General features: G+C 55.9%; 14 protein-coding genes and 1 pseudogene. 6 read left to right on the forward strand and 9 right to left on the reverse strand.

Annotated features, from left to right (window positions below; genetic code table 11):
- Positions 1-96: 96 nt before the first annotated feature.
- The 6 genes and pseudogenes from F9C28_RS20515 to lrp all read right to left on the reverse strand — a co-directional run.
- Positions 97-204, reverse strand: a pseudogene (locus tag F9C28_RS20515) (twin-arginine translocation signal domain-containing protein); the annotation flags it as partial.
- A gap of 329 nt (positions 205-533) precedes the next feature.
- Complete coding sequence (serS, locus tag F9C28_RS17745; RefSeq protein WP_199016616.1) at positions 534-1,826, reverse strand: serine--tRNA ligase; 1,293 nt, start codon at positions 1,824-1,826, stop codon at positions 534-536.
- Positions 1,827-1,918: 92 nt separating this feature from the next.
- Positions 1,919-3,262 (reverse strand): replication-associated recombination protein A, encoded by a 1,344-nt coding sequence (locus F9C28_RS17750; protein ID WP_199016617.1) that lies wholly within the window; start codon positions 3,260-3,262, stop codon positions 1,919-1,921.
- A 7-nt stretch (positions 3,263-3,269) separates the two neighbouring features.
- Complete coding sequence (gene lolA / locus F9C28_RS17755; RefSeq protein WP_199016618.1) at positions 3,270-3,881, reverse strand: outer membrane lipoprotein chaperone LolA; 612 nt, start codon at positions 3,879-3,881, stop codon at positions 3,270-3,272.
- A 150-nt stretch (positions 3,882-4,031) separates the two neighbouring features.
- Positions 4,032-8,204, reverse strand: coding sequence for a DNA translocase FtsK 4TM domain-containing protein (locus F9C28_RS17760; protein WP_199016619.1), 4,173 nt, complete (start codon positions 8,202-8,204; stop codon positions 4,032-4,034).
- A gap of 121 nt (positions 8,205-8,325) precedes the next feature.
- Positions 8,326-8,820, reverse strand: coding sequence for a leucine-responsive transcriptional regulator Lrp (gene lrp / locus F9C28_RS17765; RefSeq protein WP_002439523.1), 495 nt, complete (start codon positions 8,818-8,820; stop codon positions 8,326-8,328).
- Between the two features lie 493 nt (positions 8,821-9,313).
- Here lrp and trxB point away from each other — a divergent pair, with 493 nt between their 5' ends.
- The 5 genes from trxB (at position 9,314) to infA (ending at position 15,144) form a co-directional block, all read left to right on the forward strand.
- Positions 9,314-10,282, forward strand: a complete 969-nt coding sequence (trxB, locus tag F9C28_RS17770) for a thioredoxin-disulfide reductase (protein ID WP_199016620.1) — start codon at positions 9,314-9,316, stop codon at positions 10,280-10,282.
- A gap of 120 nt (positions 10,283-10,402) precedes the next feature.
- Positions 10,403-12,166, forward strand: coding sequence for a heme ABC transporter permease/ATP-binding protein CydD (gene cydD / locus F9C28_RS17775; protein ID WP_199016621.1), 1,764 nt, complete (start codon positions 10,403-10,405; stop codon positions 12,164-12,166).
- Positions 12,166-13,905, forward strand: coding sequence for a heme ABC transporter ATP-binding protein/permease CydC (gene cydC, locus F9C28_RS17780; protein ID WP_199016622.1), 1,740 nt, complete (start codon positions 12,166-12,168; stop codon positions 13,903-13,905). Before cydD ends, cydC begins: the two co-directional genes overlap by 1 nt.
- A 32-nt stretch (positions 13,906-13,937) precedes the next feature.
- Positions 13,938-14,690 (forward strand): leucyl/phenylalanyl-tRNA--protein transferase, encoded by a 753-nt coding sequence (gene aat / locus F9C28_RS17785; protein ID WP_199016623.1) that lies wholly within the window; start codon positions 13,938-13,940, stop codon positions 14,688-14,690.
- 235 nt (positions 14,691-14,925) lie between these two features.
- Positions 14,926-15,144: a translation initiation factor IF-1 gene (gene infA / locus F9C28_RS17790; protein WP_001040187.1), complete on the forward strand. Its 219-nt coding sequence runs from the start codon at positions 14,926-14,928 to the stop codon at positions 15,142-15,144.
- Between the two features lie 85 nt (positions 15,145-15,229).
- On the opposite strand, the gene clpA is transcribed toward infA, so the two are convergent.
- Positions 15,230-17,512: an ATP-dependent Clp protease ATP-binding subunit ClpA gene (gene clpA / locus F9C28_RS17795; RefSeq protein ID WP_199016624.1), complete on the reverse strand. Its 2,283-nt coding sequence runs from the start codon at positions 17,510-17,512 to the stop codon at positions 15,230-15,232.
- A 42-nt stretch (positions 17,513-17,554) separates the two neighbouring features.
- Positions 17,555-17,875: an ATP-dependent Clp protease adapter ClpS gene (gene clpS / locus F9C28_RS17800; RefSeq protein WP_199016625.1), complete on the reverse strand. Its 321-nt coding sequence runs from the start codon at positions 17,873-17,875 to the stop codon at positions 17,555-17,557.
- A 350-nt stretch (positions 17,876-18,225) separates the two neighbouring features.
- On the opposite strand from clpS, the gene cspD reads away from it, so the two are divergent.
- Positions 18,226-18,450: a cold shock-like protein CspD gene (gene cspD / locus F9C28_RS17805; protein ID WP_199016626.1), complete on the forward strand. Its 225-nt coding sequence runs from the start codon at positions 18,226-18,228 to the stop codon at positions 18,448-18,450.
- A gap of 148 nt (positions 18,451-18,598) precedes the next feature.
- On the opposite strand, the gene F9C28_RS17810 is transcribed toward cspD, so the two are convergent.
- Entirely contained in the window at positions 18,599-20,257 is a 1,659-nt protein-coding gene (locus F9C28_RS17810; protein WP_199016627.1) for an ATP-dependent endonuclease, read from the reverse strand.
- Between the last annotated feature and the right edge of the window lie 166 nt (positions 20,258-20,423).

The following is a 20,423-nucleotide window of genomic DNA, read 5'->3' on the forward strand; positions in this document are numbered from 1 at the left end:
ACGAAAGCAGGTATGCCTGAAAGTGTGCGTATTGCCTGAAAACACAACCCGCTACGGGGGAGACTTACCCGAAATCTGATTTATTCAACAAAGCCGCGTAAATGCGCTACCTGCCGCCGCCAGACCCCCAATTGCCGTGGTTTTCACCAGAGTGCGGCGCGTTATCCCGGCAGCCAGTAAAGCATCAGGTGTTTTACTCTTCATAGATACCTACTTTGCTCGCTCACAAAAGTAATAGTGCTGTCCGGTTGCCCAGGGCAAAACGCGAACAGCCTTCCAGAAAAAGAAAACCTCACAGGAGCTAATTAATAGTTATGACAGAGCGCTATATACAGAGTAATATAGCGATATTACAGGTAATGCTGGTGGTATTTCCTGTGGGCAGTGCGGGTGGCAGTATTACTGCTTTAGGGGTAGGTGGTATTGTTCAGTATCAAATGAGCGAATAAAAAAGGGCACCCCCAGGGTGCCCTTTATTGGTTCTGTGTCACAGATAACACTTAGCCAATGTCTTAGTCAGATCGGCAAATATCTTAGCCGATATACTCCAGCCCGTTCATGTACGGACGCAGTACCGCCGGGATTTCAATCCGGCCATCGGCCTGCTGGTAGTTTTCCATCACGGCCACCAGCGTACGGCCTACCGCCAGGCCAGACCCGTTCAGGGTGTGAACCAGACGCGGTTTCTTCTCGGTTTTGCTGCGGCAACGCGCCTGCATCCGGCGCGCCTGGAAATCCCACATGTTGGAGCATGAAGAGATTTCACGGTAGGTATCCTGGGCCGGTACCCAGACTTCCAGATCATAGGTTTTGCAGGAACCAAAGCCCATATCACCGGAGCACAGCAGTACTTTACGGTACGGCAGGTTCAGTAACTGGAGCACTTTTTCTGCGTGGCCGGTAAGCTCTTCAAGGGCCTGCATAGAATCTTCCGGGCGCACCACCTGCACCATTTCGACTTTATCGAACTGGTGCATACGGATCAGACCACGGGTATCACGGCCATAAGAACCCGCTTCAGAACGGAAGCACGGCGTATGGGCGGTCATCTTCAGCGGCAGCGTATCATCATCCAGGATCTCGTCACGTACCAGGTTGGTCAGCGGTACTTCTGCGGTCGGGATCAGCGCATAGCTGCTGCTTTCGGCTTCTTCTTCCAGCGGTTTGGTGTGGAACAGGTCACCGGCAAATTTTGGCAGCTGGCCTGTGCCATACAGTGTATCCTGGTTAACCAGATACGGGACGTAGGCTTCGCTGTAACCGTGCTGCTCGGTATGCAGATCGAGCATAAACTGGCTGAGTGCGCGGTGCAGGCGGGCGATCTGCCCTTTCATGACCACAAAACGGGAACCGGTCAGTTTTACGGCAGCGCCGAAATCCAGCCCGCTGTGCATCTCGCCGAGTGTAACGTGATCGCGTACGTCGAAATCAAACTGACGCGGGGTGCCCCAGAGGCTGACTTCGAGGTTGTCGTTCTCATCTTTACCGTTCGGTACGCTGTCATCCGGCATGTTAGGGATTGCCAGCGCAATGGCGCGGATCTCTTCTTGTAAAGCGTCCAGCTCGGTTTTTGCGGCATCCAGCGCTTCACCCAGCGTGTTCACTTCCAGACGAAGTGGCTCAATATCTTCCCCGCGCGCTTTTGCCTGGCCGATGGATTTCGATCGTGCGTTGCGTTCAGCCTGCAGATTTTCTGTATTTACCTGCAATACTTTACGACGCTCTTCAAGAGCGCGCAGCTTGTCTACATCCAGTTTAAAGCCCCGGCGTGCCAGTTTTTCAGCGACTGCGTCTGGCTCATTACGCAGCAGATTGGGATCGAGCATGCTTATCCTGTGCTTATCGAATTAAATAAGAGAGATGGCCAACAGCCTGCGGCCATAGTGATATAAGCGGTAACCTTACCGCAACGTCTGCTTTAGCGGTAGCGTTTTGTCGGGCTATTTTGATCCTGTTCAGCAAGCCAGGCGAGCTTTTCACCAATTTTGCCCTCCAGACCTCTGGATACCGGATGATAGTAGTGCGTTCCTGCCATTTCCTCAGGGAAATAGACTTCTCCGGCGGCGTAGGCGTTGGGTTCGTCATGGGCATAACGATACGCCTGACCATAGCCCATCTCTTTCATCAGTTTGGTGGGCGCATTGCGCAGATGCACCGGGACATCGTAATCCGGGCGCTCTCTGGCATCCGCCAGGGCCGCTTTAAACGCGGTATAGACGGCGTTGCTTTTCGGTGCGCATGCCAGATAGACAATTGCCTGGGCGATAGCGCGCTCCCCTTCTGCGGGCCCCACCCGGGTAAAACAGTCCCAGGCCGAGATAGCCACCTGCATTGCCCGGGGATCGGCATTGCCGACATCTTCTGAGGCAATGGCCAGGCAACGGCGGGCCACATACAGCGGATCGCCACCGGCGGTGATGATGCGCGCATACCAGTACAACGCCGCATCGGGGTTAGAGCCGCGAATGGATTTATGCACCGCGGAGATCAAATCGTAAAAACGGTCCCCTTTATTATCGAAACGGGCGCTGCGTTCACCGGCAATTTCAGTCAGCAGCGCGGGCAACAATACCCGTTTGCCGGCGGCGTCACTTTCCGCCATATCCGCCATCATTTCGAGGGTGTTCAGGGCGCGGCGCGCATCGCCGTTAACCAGCTCAGCAATGGCTTTGCGGGTTTCCGGCGGCAGCTCAATATCCTGGCCACCGTAGCCCCGGTCCTTATCCTGCATCGCCTGATCCAGCACCTGTTCAATATCGGCAACGGTCAGTGATTTCAGCAAATAGACCCGCGCCCGGGACAACAGCGCCGAATTCAATTCAAAGGACGGGTTTTCAGTGGTGGCGCCGATAAACGTAATGGTGCCGTCTTCAATATGGGGTAAGAAAGCATCCTGCTGGCTTTTATTAAAGCGGTGAACTTCGTCCACAAACAGGATGGTACGGCGCCCGGCCTGCTTATTCTGGCGGGCCCGTTCGATGGCCTCACGGATCTCTTTGACCCCTGAGGTCACCGCCGAGATACGTTCAACATCGGCATTGGCATAACGGGCAATAACTTCTGCGAGGGTGGTTTTACCGGTCCCCGGAGGGCCCCACAGGATCATGGAGTGGAGGTGTCCGGCTTCAATGGCCCGCGGTAATGGTTTGCCGCGGGCCAGCAGGTGCTGCTGGCCAATGTATTGCGCCAGATTCTCTGGCCGCATACGGGCGGCCAGAGGCTGGAAAGCATTGTCGGAAAAATCCAGCGACAAGTTACTCACGTCGGCCTCACTGACGCTGATCGTCTACCGTCACGCCCTGAGGCGGGGTAAATTTAAATTTGTTCATATCCACTGAACCATTCTGCTGGGATTTCAGCTGATAGCTGCTGCGCTGGCCGTCTTGCTCCACCGCGCTGAACTGATGAATAGTACCGCCGCTGTCCACATTGATGGTGAACTGCTTCAGGTTACCGTTGCTGCTTTTCGGGGTCAGCTGGAAGTCATCGCCACTCTGGCGAATATTATACTGCTGCCAGTCGCTGGTCTGGTTGCGGGCAATCAGCATAAATGGTGTATTGCTGGTGGCGTCTTTCAGCCAGGTCGCACTGGCCTGCTCAACGAACGGGTTGTAGAACCACAGGGTTCTGCCGTCAGAAATCAGGACGCTTTCGTCCGGCTGGGTCATGTGCCAGTTAAATAAGTTGGGGCGCTTAACCCACAGGTCACCCTGGCCATCTTGTACCGCAGTACCGCTGCCGTCCGTCACTTTCTGCGTAAAGCTGGCGTGAAAACTGTTCACTTTATCCAGACGGCTTTTTAAATCACCGGCCGCATCTGCCCATACAGAGGAGACAGTAAAGGCGGAGAGTAATGCACAGGTAATGGCGAGCTTTTTCATTGCTGTTCCTCAAATTACGACCATCCCACTCCGGGAGGCAACTTTCCGTCACTCTAGCGAATGCCACATCGAGCCGACAGGAGAATACACTGATTTTCCGCTTATTTACCTACAGTTGCAAAAAGAGCCGCAGCAGCGGCTCTTTCTTCGTTACTCAAACGGGGGGGGTGCTAGCACCTCGCGGTTGCCGTTATGGCCCTGAGGACTGACAATCCCCTGCATTTCCATTTGCTCAACGATACGCGCCGCGCGGTTATAACCGATGCGGAACTGGCGCTGAACGCCGGAAATAGACGCTTTACGTTTTTCCACCACAAAGCTGACGGCCTGGTCGAACAGCGGATCGAGCTCTTCTTCTCCGCCGACACCACCGCCACCGCCGCCTTCTGACTCAGCGTCTAACGTGATGCCATCAACGTAACGCGGACGACCGCGCGCTTTCCAGTCCTGTACTACCGCATGCACTTCCTCGTCGCGAACAAACGCACCGTGGACACGCACCGGAATGCTGGAGTTCGGCCCGGAATAGAGCATATCCCCCATCCCCAGCAGTGATTCGGCCCCGCCCTGACCAAGAATGGTGCGGGAGTCAATCTTACTGGACACCGTAAACGCGATACGGGTGGGAATGTTGGCTTTAATCAGACCAGTGATAACATCCACGGAAGGCCGCTGGGTTGCCAGTACCAGGTGAATACCGGCGGCGCGGGCTTTCTGGGCCAGACGCGCGATAAGCTCTTCCACCTTCTTACCAACCGTCATCATCAGGTCGGCAAATTCATCCACCAGCACCACGATATACGGCAGTTTTTCCAGTACCGGATGGGTGGCATCCATACTGTCACCCGGCTTCCAGTACGGGTCCGGGATCGGGCGGCCCATGCGTTCGGCTTCGTGGATCTTCTCGTTGTACCCGGCCAGGTTACGCACCCCGAGGGCGGACATCAGCTTATAGCGACGCTCCATCTCGTTCACGCTCCAGCGCAGGGCGTTGGCCGCGTCTTTCATGTCGGTAACCACTTCGGTTAACAGATGCGGGATACCTTCATAGACCGACAGTTCGAGCATTTTCGGGTCGATCATAATAAAGCGCACATCTTCCGGCTGGGCTTTATACAGCATGCTGAGGATCATGGCGTTGACCCCAACAGATTTACCGGAACCGGTGGTCCCCGCAACCAGTAAGTGCGGCATTTTCGCCAGGTCAGCAATGACCGGCTCGCCACCGATATCTTTCCCCAGCACCACAGTCAGCGGTGACGCGCTGTCGCGGAATTTCTGGCAATCGAGCACTTCCCGCAGGTAGACGGTCTGGCGCTTTTTATTCGGCAGTTCAAGGCCGACATAAGGCTTATCAGGAATGACTTCCACCACGCGCACCGCCACGGTAGACAGTGAGCGGGCCAGATCCCGGGACAGGTTAGAAATGCGCGCGGCTTTCACGCCCGGTGCCAGGTTCAGCTCAAAGCGCGTGATTACCGGGCCCGGGGAGAAGTCCACCACATCGGCTTTAATGCGGAAGTCCGCCAGACGGGCCTCCACCAGGCGCGCCATCTGCTGTAGTGCAAAGGTGTCTACCGGCTCAACTTCTGCTGGCGGTGAGGTCAACAAGTCCAGGGACGGCAGCGGTGTGGTCGGCTTATTCAGCGGACGGTCATCACCGTTACGCATCAGCAACGGGTGAATCAGGCTATCCTGTGCGGCGGGCGGTTGTGCTACCGGCTGCTGCTGTAGCACAAGTTGCTGTACCGCAGGCTGATAATGCTGTTGCGGCTGGTGCTGCGGCTGCGCAACGGGCTGAGGCGCCTGCTGTACAGCGCTGGCCTGAACCGGCGGCATCATGGATGACTGCGGCTGCACCGGCTGGCGGATAATTTCCACCGGCCGGTTAGTCTGCGCATTGGCCTGCGGTGCGGGCATAAACGGTGAAGAGGCCGGCTCATCAATCGCCCCTGGCGTAAACAGCGGCGCGGACGGACGTTCATCCACCAGCGCGCGGGTCGGAGAGATGACGGACTCATCCAGCGGACGGCGCTGATCATAATCCGGTGCGGCGCTATAACGCTGCTGTTGCTGGGCGGCAAACTGGCGGGCCAGCTCTGCCTGCTGTACGGCGTCGTCGTCATCCGCCGCACTGACGCTGTCGTGCTCCACCGCCGTATTCGCCTGCGGCACATCATGCTGATAATCGTGACCGTAACGATCCTGCTGGACAGCAGCAAACTGGCGGGCCAGTTCATCCTGTTCCAGGGCATCGGCTTCTTCGTCACTCAACGCCTGGTTGTCATCGGGCTGATCGGTGTATCTCGCCTCCAGTTCTGCCTGGCGCTGGGACGGTAATTTGATGCCGTAGGATGCCAGCTCGCGGCGGGTTGGCACCCGCACCTGTTTCGGGCGCGGTAACTGTGGGCCAATCCCCTCTTTCACTTGCGGGCGCGGCGCATCGGCGCTGCCGGGGGTGAATGTGGACACCGTTGGTGCGGCAGCAGCGGCCACTTGCTTAATCCCTTCCGCTACCGGGCTCATGGCGGCACTGGTACCAACGGCGGCAACAGCGGCGGCGGTGACGGCATTATCCGTGACCGGGCTACGCTTCGGCGCCGGGGTGGCAGGCTGCGGCTTGCTCTGGCCAAACAGCGCATCGTAAGGCTGATTTAACGGCTCATCCACCGGCTGGTACCAGGCGGCCAGTTGCTCACGCTCGCGGGCGCGCTGAGCTTCCACTTCTTCGAAGTGGTACATCGGCGGGCGCACATAGCGGCTTTCTTCATCCGGCGTGTCTGGTGCAGCAACCTGGTATCCCGTCAGGGCATTGTCGTTATTCACCTCTGCTGCCACGGCCGGTTCTTCAGGCTGTTGATACTGCGGTTCAGGCTGCTGGTATTGCTGCACCGGTTGCTGATACTGCGGTTCAGGCTGCTGGTATTGCTGCACCGGTTGCTGATACTGCGGCTCAGGCTGCTGGTATTGCTGCACCGGTTGCTGATACTGCGGCTCAGGCTGCTGGTATTGCTGCACCGGTTGTTGATACTGCGGCTCAGGTTGCTGGTATTGCTGCACCGGCTGCTGATACTGCGGTTCAGGTTGCTGGTATTGCTGCACCGGCTGCTGATACTGCGGCTCAGGTTGCTGGTATTGCTGCACCGGCTGCTGATACTGCGGTTCAGGCTGTTCCGCATAAGGGTAGGCCTCTGGCGCCTGAGGCTGCCAGCTATCCAGCGGATCACTGTATACCGGCTGGGACGCCTCCACAGCAACGTCTGGTGTGTGCCCGTAAGCGCCCTGAACGTAAGGCACCTGAGCCTCTGCCTGGGCAACCGCGGATACCGGCGCCGACTGAACAGTAGCGCCATTTAATAATGGATCGAATGCGTCGTTGCCGTCGGGCTGAGCCACGGTATGGCCAGAAAACAGCACATCGTCAGGATCAGCTTGCGCCGGACGGGGTGCCAGCAGGACATCATCGGCATCATCCATTCGCTTGCCGGAGAACAGGGCTTTATCGGTATGGCGGGCCGCCGGATTGGTGAATTTCTCGGCCAGGCGCTGTTTACGGGCCAGCGCACCGCGCAGAATACGCGCGCGGCGGGATTCATTTTTCACCATTGGCTGTGTGGCAGGCTGCCCGTCGTCGGTCTCTTCGCTGGCCGCCTCGCCATGCTCGTCGTCCGGGTATTCTTCGTCATCCACCCAGGTATCGTCCCGGCGGGTACGATTGCTGGCAAAGGTCAGCACCGCCAGAATGGCCGAACCTAACTTTTCAGCAATACCGACCCATGACCAGCCGGTGAATAATGTCAGGCCCGCAGCCCAGACACACAGTAAGGCGATAGTCCCGCCGCTACTGTGTAGCAAAGGCATCATGGTGGTGCTTAACAGGCTGCCGATAACGCCGCCCGAAGCAAAATACCAGATATCATCCGCGTTAATGGCCGCCAGACCGCACGAGGTCAGGACCATAGCCAGTACGCCAATCAGGCGCAGCGCAACGGCAAAGTAATCGATATATTCATCACTGTTACGCTGATGCCAGGCAAACCAGCACCCGCCAACGATAATGACCGGTATGGTATAGGCCATCACCCCGAAGATGAAAAACAGGGTATCGGCCAGCCACGCTCCCGTTGTGCCGCCAATATTGTGGATCGGCTCATGCCAGGCCGTTTGCGACCAGCTGGGATCCGATGGGTTGAAGCTCAATAACGCTGCCATCAGATAGACAGCAAAGAGCGCAATAACAATCAGCAGCGCCTCTAACAAACGGCGTCCACTGCTCAGTTTCGTCAAAGTGACGTCTTTTTCTTCTGTGTATTCCTGGCTCAAGAAAGGCTCTCCAGGTCCTGAGTGCTAAAACGGACAACAGTGCCAGAGGTCCCTCAGGCACTGTTGCTGTATGGATTAACAGGAGTGTAATCAAACTGCGTTGATTTTGCACCTGTCCGTCTTAGCGCGTCTTAATTACCAACCGATTACTTTGTTTCACTTCTTCCATGACCACATAGGTACGGGTGTCATTGACCCCCGGTAAGCGCAACAAGGTCTCACCCAGTAATTTACGATAAGCGGACATATCCGGCACGCGGGTTTTCAACAAGTAGTCGAAATCACCGGAAACCAGATGACACTCCTGAATTTCTTCAAGTTTTTGTACAGCGGAGTTAAATTGCTCAAACACATCCGGTGCCCCACGATTCAGAGTAATCTCAACGAAAACCAGAAGTGATGCATCCAGATAATGCGGGTTAAGCAGTGCAGTATAGCCCTGAATGAACCCCTGTCGCTCCAGCCGACGCACACGCTCGAGGCACGGTGTCGGGGAAAGCCCTACACGTTTAGAAAGCTCAACGTTAGAAATTCGCCCATCCTTCTGGAGTTCATTGAGGATGTTACGATCAATGCGGTCAAGATCTTTGCCAGGGCGCTTCTTGCTATCTACCATTATTATTGTCTCTCTGTATTCCTTCCCTACCTGCCATAACCCCGATAACTTCACTGTTCAGGGTATACGTGAGAAGACCGTTGCCTTACAGGCATGTCACTGACATCACGCATGGCGTCTGTCCACACCATGCGTAGATTTCAACGACCGGTAAAATTGCATCTGCTTTGCATGACCATGTAGCCACACCAAACTATCATGCGTTCTTCTTCCTCAACTGTTTTCGCAAAAGCGCAGCGGATTGTCAAAGCAAAACATAGATATTTAGTGAAACGTGCCAGGTATTAATCCTGAGTGAAGATTATTCATCATATTATCACTCTCCCGGTATATTGTGGTCAGATAGAGTAATCTACTGAAGCGTGCATAAAATGCCGGACATCTATCGGCAGGTTCTATCACATTCATTGATAACAACATCCATGTGCTCTTTTTTTAACATTCCAAATTTCTTACAATCGACAGATCATATCGGTAAAAAGTTGAGGATCTCATGAGCACGGCGAAACACAGTAAGCTGCTTATTCTTGGTTCAGGCCCTGCGGGATACACCGCAGCGGTGTATGCAGCACGCGCAAATTTAAAGCCTGTGCTGATCACTGGCGTGGAAAAAGGCGGTCAGTTGACCACCACCACCGAAGTGGAAAACTGGCCGGGTGACGCAAATGACCTGACCGGGCCACTGCTGATGGAGCGTATGCACGAGCATGCGGTAAAATTTGATACTGAGATAATCTTTGATCAGATAAACAGCGTCGATTTGCAACAGCGCCCGTTCCGTCTGCAAGGCGACAGCGGCGAATACACCTGTGACGCACTGATTATCGCGACCGGCGCGTCAGCGCGTTATCTGGGCCTGCCTTCCGAAGAGGCCTTTAAAGGCCGCGGGGTTTCAGCCTGCGCGACCTGCGATGGCTTTTTCTATCGCAACCAGAAAGTTGCCGTCATTGGCGGCGGGAATACCGCCGTAGAAGAAGCACTGTATCTGTCTAATATTGCCAGCGAAGTGCATCTTATCCACCGTCGCGACAGCTTCCGCGCGGAGAAAATCCTGATCAACCGCCTGATGGAAAAAGTGGCTAACGGGAATATTGTGCTCCATACCAACCGCACGCTGGACGAAGTGACTGGCGATCAGATGGGGGTTTCTGGCCTGCGTCTGCGCGACACCCAGCAGACGGATCAGACAGAAGCGCTGGAGGTCACCGGGTTATTCGTGGCCATTGGCCACAGCCCGAATACCGCCATTTTCAATGGCCAGCTGGATCTGGAAAACGGCTATATCAAGGTCAATTCCGGGATCAACGGCAACGCCACCCAAACCAGCATCCCTGGGGTGTTTGCGGCGGGTGACGTCATGGACCATATCTATCGCCAGGCGATCACCTCTGCGGGCACCGGCTGTATGGCTGCCCTGGATGCGGAACGCTACCTTGACGGACTGGCACAGCAACAGCCGTAATATTTAACTGCTGTCAGAAAGGCGACCATATGGTCGCCTTTCTTTTCCGGACGTTGTAACATTGCCATTCTCAAACGCCCCAAGCTTATAACAAGTTACACCACCTGCTACTGGCATCCGATGAACAAAACGCGGCAACACGAACTGGGCAGTTGGCTCAAAAAACAAAGCGCCATCTCACGGCGCTGGCTAAACATCTCTCGTCTGTTAGGCGTTGTCAGCGGTATCCTGATTATTGCGCAGGCCTGGCTGATGGCCAGTCTGTTAAACCACATGATAGTGGAAAATATTCCCGGCGAGGCATTACTGCTGCCTTTCGCCCTGCTGCTGCTGGTCTTTATCTTACGGGCCTGGATTATCTGGTTACGGGAAAGGGCCGGTTTTTATGCCGGTCAGCATATCCGCCAACACATTCGCCGCCAGGTGCTGGATCGCCTGCACCAGGCCGGGCCGGCCTGGATCCAGGGCAAACCCGCCGGTAGCTGGGCTACCCTGATCCTCGAACAAATCGAAGATATGCAGGACTACTATGCCCGCTATCTGCCGCAAATGTCCCTCGCCGCGACCATCCCGCTGTTGATAGTGCTGGTTATCTTCCCCTATAACTGGGCCGCGGCACTGATATTGCTGGGCACCGCACCGTTGATTCCGTTATTTATGGCCATGGTCGGGATGGGGGCGGCGGACGCTAATCGCCGTAATTTTGCCGCCCTGGCGCGGCTGAGCGGTAACTTTCTCGATCGTCTGCGCGGTATGGAAACCCTGCGTCTGTTCCACCGGGGCCAGGCCGAGACTGACAACATCAGCCACGCCGCGGAAGATTTCCGCCTGCGCACTATGGAAGTGTTACGTATGGCGTTCCTCTCCTCTGCGGTGCTGGAATTTTTTGCCTCACTCTCCATTGCCCTGGTGGCGGTCTATTTTGGCTTCTCCTACCTGGGTGAGCTGAATTTCGGCCATTACGGTACCGCCGTGACGCTGTTCGCCGGTTTCCTCGCCCTGATCCTCGCCCCGGAGTTTTTCCAGCCGCTGCGCGATATGGGGGCGTTTTACCACGCCAAAGCCCAGGCCGTGGGCGCCGCAGACAGCCTGAAAACCTTTCTCGAATCCCCGCTGCAATCCCGGGAGCAAGGCACCCTTACCTTACCGGCGGGCCCGCTTGAGATTTGCGCCCGGGATCTGGTGATCCTCACCCCGGAAGGCACCCCGCTGACCCAGCCGCTGAACTTTACCCTGCCCGCCGGAAGCCGGCTCGCCATTGTCGGGCAAAGCGGCGCCGGGAAAAGTACCCTGCTCAACGCCCTGTGCGGCTTTCTGCCTTACCAGGGCTCGCTGCGGGTAAACGGTGTTGAGTTAAGCCAACTGGATGCGGAGCACTGGCGGGATCAACTCAGCCTGGTGGGCCAGAACCCACAACTGCCCGCCGCCACCCTGCGTGACAATATTTTACTGGGCATGCCTGATGCCAGCGAGCAACAGCTTCAGGACGTGATGGATCTCACCGGGGTCAGTGAATTTATCACCCGGCTCCCGGAGGGGCTGGACACCGAGCCCGGCGATCAGGCCACGCGCCTCTCTGTGGGCCAGGCCCAGCGCGTGGCCGTCGCCCGGGCGTTAATCAGCCCCCGCCGTTTACTGTTGCTGGATGAACCCTCAGCCAGCCTGGATGCCAGGAGCGAATCCTGGGTCATGTCGGCCCTCGATAGTGCCGCGCATCAGCAAACCACCCTGCTGGTGACCCACCAGTTGGATCTGCTGCAACAGTGGGATGTGGTGTGGGTAATGCGTAAGGGACAGATTGTCCAACAGGGGGATTATGTCACCCTGAGCCAGCAACCCGGGCCCTTCCGTGACCTGCTGGCATGGCGCAAGGAGGAAATATAATGCGCGATCTGCTGCCCTGGCTCGGCCTTTACCGCCGCCATAAGGGACTGCTTATTCTTGGGATTATCCTGGCCATCGTGACCCTGCTGGCCAGTATTGGCCTGCTGACCCTCTCGGGCTGGTTTTTGTCTGCCTCGGCGCTGGCGGGTGTTTCCGGGCTCTATACCTTTAACTATATGCTGCCCGCTGCCGGGGTACGCGGGGCGGCGATTATCCGCACCGCCGGGCGCTACTTTGAGCGCCTGGTGAGCCACGATGCCACCTTCCGGGTACTGAAAAATTTACGGGTTACCACCTTTAGCAGCCTGCTGCCGCTGTCGCCTACCGGGCGGGCCAGTATCCGCCAGGGCGATCTGCTTAACCGTCTGGTGGCCGATGTTGACACCCTCGATCACCTGTACCTGCGGGTTATCTCTCCGCTGATAGGCGCCTTGATGGTTATCATTGTGGTGACCTTCGCACTGAGCTGGCTGGATCTGCATATCGCGCTGACCCTTGGAGCTATTTTGCTGTTCACCCTGCTGTTATTGCCGCCGCTGTTCTACCGGGCAGGAAAACCGGCCGGGGAAGCCATCACCGTCCAGCGCGGTGTCTATCGCCAGCGTCTGACTGACTGGCTACAGGGCCACGCAGAGTTAACCATCTTTGGCGCCAGTGAGCGCTACCGTCGCGCCCTGGATGACAGTGAAACACACTGGAATGATGCCCAGCGCCGCCAGTCAGAACTTAGCGCGCTGTCCCAGTCAATGATGCTGCTGCTGACCGCACTGGCCGTATTAACCATGCTGTGGATGGCCTCCAGCTCAGTGGGCGGCAACCGCGCCCCGGGGGCGCTGATCGCGCTGTTTGTCTTCTGCGCCATGGCCTGTTTTGAAGCGTTAGCCCCGGTAAGCGGTGCTTTCCAGCACCTGGGCCAGGTTGCCAGCGCCGCGCAACGGTTAAGCCAGATAACCGGCCAACAGCCGGACGTCACCTTCCCAAGCCAGTCGGCCCCCGCCGTACACCAGGCCAGTCTGGATATTCGCGATCTCAGTTTTTGTTACCCGGGGCACAGCGAGCCGGTTCTGCGCGACATCACCCTCCATGTCCAGGCCGGGCAGCGGGTGGTTATCCTTGGCCAGACCGGGTGCGGGAAGTCCACCCTGTTGCAATTGATCACCCGCAGTTGGGACCCTCAACACGGGGAGATCCTGCTGGGCGATAACCCGCTGAAATATTTTGATGAGGCCACCCTGCGGGCCAGTACCAGTGTGGTTCCCCAGCGCCCCCACCTGTTCAGCGCCACCCTGCGGGATAACTTGCTACTGGCAAACCCTGCGGCCAGCGACGATATGCTGCGCGAGGTGCTGGAAAAAACCGGCTTGCAGGCGCTACTGGATAACGACGGCCTTAATGGCTGGATCGGTGAAGGCGGCCGCCAGCTTTCCGGTGGTGAAGCCCGCAGGATGGGGATCGCCAGGGCGCTGCTGCACGATGCGCCGCTGGTTTTGCTGGATGAGCCCACGGAAGGCCTGGACGCTGAAACCGAGCGCCAGATAATCAATTTACTAATGGAAAATACCCGCGGAAAAACCTTACTAATGGTGACGCACCGATTGCAGGGATTGGCGGCATTTGATCATATAATCGTGATGGACAACGGCGAAATTATTGAGCAAGGTAATCACGCCGCATTGCTGGAAAAACAGGGCCGTTATTATCAGTTCCGCCAGCGCCTGTCACCGATGATTGCATCTTAACCCTGATTTACTGGTCGGAGAATTTTGCCTCTATGCGCCTTGTGCAGCTTTCTCGTCATTCTATTGCCTTTCCGCCGCCGGAAGGGGCGCTCCGTGAACCGAATGGGTTACTGGCCCTGGGCGGGGATCTCAGCCCTGCCCGCCTGCTGATGGCTTATCGTAACGGTATTTTCCCGTGGTTTTCTCCCGGTGACCCGATTCTGTGGTGGTCACCAGACCCCCGGGCCGTACTTTACCCGCAGCAGCTTCATATCAGCCGCAGCTTTCGCCGCTTTCTCAGTAAAACCACACTACGGGCGACGCTCAACCATGATTTTGGCGCGGTCATTGAAGGCTGCGCCAGCGATCGTGACGAAGGCACCTGGATCACGGCAGAGGTTAATGCCGGTTATCGTCAGCTCCATGAGCTGGGCCACGCGCATTCACTGGAAGTATGGGAAGGTGACCAGTTGGTGGGCGGAATGTACGGTGTCGCCATGGGCAAGCTGTTTTGTGGCGAATCAATGTTCAGCCGCCAGGAAAATGCGTCGAAAACAGCGCTGTTTGCCTTTTGCCGGCACTTTATTGGCTACGGAGGCCAGCTTATCGACTGCCAGGTACTTAACCCCCATACCGCCTCCCTGGGCGCTATCGAGATACCGCGTAAACAGTATTTAAATCATATTGATGATTTACTGCCCCAGCCCCCCCCCCCGCTGCTGGCTTTCGCAAGAACTGTCATTACAGCGGGAATAATGTTTCGGCATAATTTCACTAAGGGTGTTATAATCTGCGCACAGAACTGATTCTGCCTGTTGCCCTGCCGCCGTTTGGGACTCCGCACCTGATAACACCCTGTTTATCGCCCCGCGCCCTAGCACGCTTGCGCTGTCAGTACGGCTGCCGTACGAGTCGGGCAATAAGTTATGTAGATAACGGGTTGAGCGGGCGATTAATAAACAGGAATTCTTTACATAATACGTGAACTTCGGCATTATCTTGCCGGTTCAAACTTATGGTAGTGATACCCCCGAGGATTAGATGGCCAAAGAAGACAATATTGAAATGCAGGGTACCGTTCTGGAAACGTTACCTAACACCATGTTCCGCGTAGAGCTGGAGAACGGTCACGTGGTAACTGCTCATATCTCCGGTAAAATGCGTAAAAACTACATCCGCATTCTGACGGGCGACAAGGTGACTGTTGAACTGACCCCGTACGACCTGAGCAAAGGCCGCATTGTCTTCCGTAGTCGCTGATATTGTGAATTTCGCGGGTTACGTAACCGGCGAAAGCTAATTAAAAAGCCGGGCAATGCCCGGCTTTTTTTATACTCAGCGCAGTTTAGTGCGCCGCTTCTGGTTTGTGCTTCTGGGCACCGTGGAAGTTGTAAGTCAGGGCATTTTGCGCGTTATCCAGCGCCACAATCACCTGGCCGCCGTCCACCAGCGAGCCAAATAGCAGCTCGTTGGCCAGCGGTTTCTTCAGGTTATCCTGAATCACCCGCGCCATTGGCCGAGCACCCATCGCCCGGTCATAGCCTTTCTCTGCCAGCCAGTCACGTGCTTCCTGGCTCACTTCCAGAGACACCCCTTTCTGATCCAGCTGCACCTGGAGCTCAACAATAAACTTGTCGACCACCTGATGGATCACCTCAGTAGACAAGTGGTTGAACCAGATAATGTTATCCAGGCGGTTACGGAACTCCGGCGTAAAGATCTTTTTGATCTCTTCCATCGCGTCGGTACTGTTGTCCTGACGGATCAGGCCAATAGACTTACGCTCGGTTTCACGAACCCCGGCGTTGGTGGTCATCACCAGCACCACATTACGGAAATCCGCTTTGCGGCCGTTGTTATCGGTCAGGGTGCCGTTATCCATCACCTGGAGCAGCAGATTAAACACATCCGGGTGCGCTTTTTCTATCTCATCAAGCAGCAGTACCGCGTGGGGGTGTTTGATCACCGCATCGGTCAGCAGCCCGCCCTGATCGAAGCCCACATATCCCGGAGGCGCACCAATCAGGCGGCTCACCGTGTGGCGCTCCATATACTCGGACATATCAAACCGCAGCAGCTCAATCCCCATGGATTTCGCCAACTGGACGGTAACCTCGGTTTTCCCTACTCCGGTTGGCCCGGCGAACAGGAATGACCCCACCGGTTTATGCTCATGGCCCAGACCGGCGCGGCTCATTTTGATAGCCTCAGTCAGGGCTTCAATAGCATTATCCTGGCCAAACACCAGCATTTTCAGGCGCTCGTTCAGGTGTTTCAGGGTGTCGCGATCGCTGCGGGAGACGCTCTTCTCCGGAATACGGGCAATACGCGCCACAACGGATTCAATATCCGGCACATTCACGGTCTTCTTGCGTTTACTGGCCGGCATTAACCGCGCCCGCGCCCCCGCCTCGTCAATCACGTCAATGGCTTTATCCGGCAGGTGACGGTCATTAATGTATTTCACCGCCAGCTCCACCGCCGCACGGATCGCTTTCGCGGTATAACGAACGTCATGGTGCGCTTCGTATTTCGGTTTCAGGCCATTAATTATCTGAACGGTCTCTTCCACCGAAGGCTCAGTAATATCGATCTTCTGGAAGCGCCGGGCCAGGGCACGGTCTTTTTCGAAGATATTGCTGAACTCCTGATAGGTGGTTGACCCAATAACGCGGATTTTCCCGCCAGACAGCAGCGGTTTAATCAGGTTAGCGGCATCCACCTGGCCACCGGAGGCGGCACCGGCACCGATAATGGTGTGGATCTCATCAATAAACAGGATACTACTGGTATCCTGCTCCAGCTGTTTCAACAGCGCTTTAAAGCGTTTTTCAAAATCACCGCGGTACTTGGTTCCGGCCAGCAGGGAGCCGATATCCAGCGAGTAGATCGTGCAGTCGGCCATAACTTCCGGCACATCACCGCGCACGATCCGCCAGGCCAGACCTTCCGCAATGGCGGTTTTCCCCACCCCGGATTCCCCCACCAACAGGGGGTTATTTTTACGCCGGCGGCACAATACCTGAATGGCGCGTTCCAGTTCTTTCTCGCGGCCAATCAGCGGATCAATCCCGCCCACCCGGGCAAGTTGATTGAGGTTAGTAGTGAAATTCTCCATACGTTCCTCCCCGCCTGGTTGCTCGTCAGTATTCGGCTGATTGTCGGCTGCACCGCCAGTGGCATCACCGGCGTCATCTTTGCGGGTACCGTGGGAAATAAAATTCACTACATCCAAACGGCTGACTTCATGTTTACGCAGCAAATACGCTGCCTGGGACTCCTGCTCGCTAAAAATCGCGACCAGCACATTAGCCCCGTTAACCTCGTTACGACCAGAGGACTGTACGTGGAATACCGCGCGTTGCAGCACACGTTGAAAACTCAGCGTGGGTTGTGTCTCACGCTCTTCAACGCTCTCCGGCAACACCGGTGTGGTTTGTTCGATGAAGGCTTCAAGTTCCTGACGCAGTGCCACCAGATCCACTGAGCAGGCTTCCAGCGCTTCCCGTGCGGATGGATTACTGAGCAGAGCCAGCAGCAGATGTTCCACAGTCATGAACTCATGACGGTGCTCACGCGCTCTGGCGAAAGCCATGTTTAAACTGAGCTCCAGTTCTTGATTGAGCATAGGCACCTCCCCCAATTTACGTACCTTGAACCGATAGTTCGGTCAGGCTTGTTCCAGCGTACACAACAGCGGATGCTCGTTTTCCCTCGCATACTTATTTACCATCGCCACTTTCGTCTCGGCGACTTCTGCTGTGAAAACACCGCAGATGGCTTTCCCCTGATAGTGAACGGTCAGCATCAATTGCGTCGCCCGCTCAGTATCATAAGAAAAGAACTTTTGTAACACGTCAATCACAAATTCCATTGGCGTGTAATCGTCATTCATTAATAACACTTTATACATGGACGGCGGTTGCAGCGCTTCGCGTGTTTTGCCCTCCAGTAGCTGGTCAAAATCCAGCCAGTCGTTCGTTTTACTCATTGCCTGTCATCATCATGGGTTAATTGTGCTCAGGTTGCGTAACAAGTTGGGCGGATCTGACGACCTGCGCCCCCAGGCAAAGCTCAAATCCGGGAACGGCCTCACATTTATTGTCATAAATGCATCGAAAAAGGTGCCAAAACACCCCAATTAGCGAGCCCGGTCACAATAATGCCAATAGCGTTAACTGCTTCAAAGTTTGGCGAAAATTCCCCCATCCTTACGGTTACCGCGCTTGACGCTCTGCCTGAATTATCTAAATTGTACAGTCGTGAGCTGGTGATGATTTGTACAACCCAGTTCACTTACCGGAACATTCCATCAATAAGTATTACGAAGGATGTCGCAGCATGGAAACGGGTACTGTTAAATGGTTCAATAACGCCAAAGGGTTTGGATTTATCTGCCCTGAAGGCGGCGGCGAAGACATCTTCGCGCATTATTCAACTATCCAGATGGATGGTTACAGAACACTCAAAGCCGGTCAGACTGTCAAGTTCGATGTGCACCAGGGGCCTAAAGGTAACCACGCCTGTGTCATCGTACCGGTACACAATGAAGAAATTGCCGCATAGTCTGTTCATTGTGTACATCCCGCAGTCAAAATGCCAGCCACATCGGCTGGCATTTTTATCACCCATGAATTATCACTGGCCTGAATATTCAGATATGGGCCATTTTCGCGTTTTCAAGCGCCCCGCTGTGCGCATCCTGATGCCCCGGCTAATCTGCCCGTCCCCGGGCTAACCACAGTGCCCGGGAAAACATTTTCCGGAATAACCCGGGGATAGACTCCGGGCCGCGGCGGCCGGCTTCAATCGCCACCTCAATGGCCAGGTCCGGTTTTGAGGAACGGTGGATAGCCTTGGTGATCACCCGGCGCATGTTCATCGGGACATTTTCCGGGATCTGCGCCACCCGGTGAAAAACACCACCGAACCCCTGGCGATACATAAAGTTCTCCATATCCATAGCGGGCAGCACCGTCAGATGCTCCCGCTCGAGAGCGCGATCATTATCCAGCAAGCCGCGCACCGTGGCGGCATATTTTTTTCCGGCATCATCGCCATCCACCAGCACATGCCACTGGATCCCCATTCGCCGGGCAAATTTTATCAGCGGCCGTAGCCCGGACTGGGCAAACTCGATGACCTTGATCCCTTCAGCATCAAAATGGTGGCCACACTGGTGCGCCAGCTCGTTCATCACCCAGACTTCGGTTTCCCCTTCCACCAGCAGCCAGCAGCGGGCAAATAGCGAAGAGGCGCGATTAAACCGAATGTGAAACGCTATCCGGCGGCTGTCCTCGGCATTCATTCCCCCAGGGCCGAGCCGCCACGCAGCCACTTTGCCGGACTCGCGCACCAGGCGGCACACGTTCTCCACCGGGGTTAAGGACAGCAACTCACCGGAGTTCGTCGTGGTCACCTTCTGCAACGGCAGCAAATTAAGCAGTTGCCAGGCCACGGATAACATAATGGGGTGCAGGCGGGTTTCCGGATCTTCAATCAGCAACAGCGGCCGGGCATCACGATCGAGCCGCACATTGCCTTTGGCATGCAGTAAGGTGGCAAACATCCCCAGCAGGATCATACGGTGTGAACGGCTATTGGGCCGGTCAATCATGCGGTTAATGACATCCAGGTAACGCCAGCTGCGCTGCTCATCATAGGAGCGGCGGCGCATCAGCCGCCGGCTACTGGTGCCGGTTCCTTGCTCAGCAAAATAGTGCTCCAGTAGTTGCACCATGGCCGACAGCCCCTGGCGCAACTGGCTATCGGTTAAATTCTGGGGCCGGGAAACCAGCTCCTTCGCCAATATATCCAGTTGCCGGGCGGTAATTTCCGTCTCCGGGTTTTCCGGCACACTGCCGCTGCGGATGCGGCGCAGAAAGCGCGCATCGCGCAGCCGTAATACCGGATTGAGCCGTGAAATATGGCTGGCAATATCGTCAATGTTATCGAGGCATATCGCCTCACCCTGGTCATTGAGGAAACTGCGCAGCGTCATCACCGAGCCGTCATCCGCCAGTTCCCCTTCCAGCCGATAGAGGATCCGGTGGTAATCATCTTTACCGCCGATCCATACCGGAGAAAGGCAGCGATAGCGGCGCGCAAGGCGGTGGCCGGGTTCAACTTCCCGTAAGGTGAGGACAATATGTAAATGGTGTTCCCGGCCATTGACTTCACCGGGGGGAAAATAAAAGTCATCCTGGGTGAAATGATACAACTCACCCGAAGACGACAGCAGCAGCGTCAGCGCATCCAGCAAGCTGGACTTACCCCAGGCATTCTCGCCGATCAGCACATTATCCTGTTCCAAATTCAGCGACAGACGGTTAATGCCACGGAACCCGACTATTTCAACCCGCTCCAGAAACATAGTTCCTCCTGGTCTTCTCCCTGGCGTTTTGCACCTTTGTTCGGAGTATAGCCAGAAATTCATAGGCTTAAGGAAGGTGCGAATAAGCAGGTCATTTCTTCCCAAGCTGACTCGCTGATTAAAATTTCGCGGATCTGGGCCGATTTTTTTCCCGCAAACACATCGA

This window comes from Shimwellia pseudoproteus, assembly GCF_016415625.1.
Lineage (GTDB): Bacteria > Pseudomonadota > Gammaproteobacteria > Enterobacterales > Enterobacteriaceae > Shimwellia > Shimwellia pseudoproteus.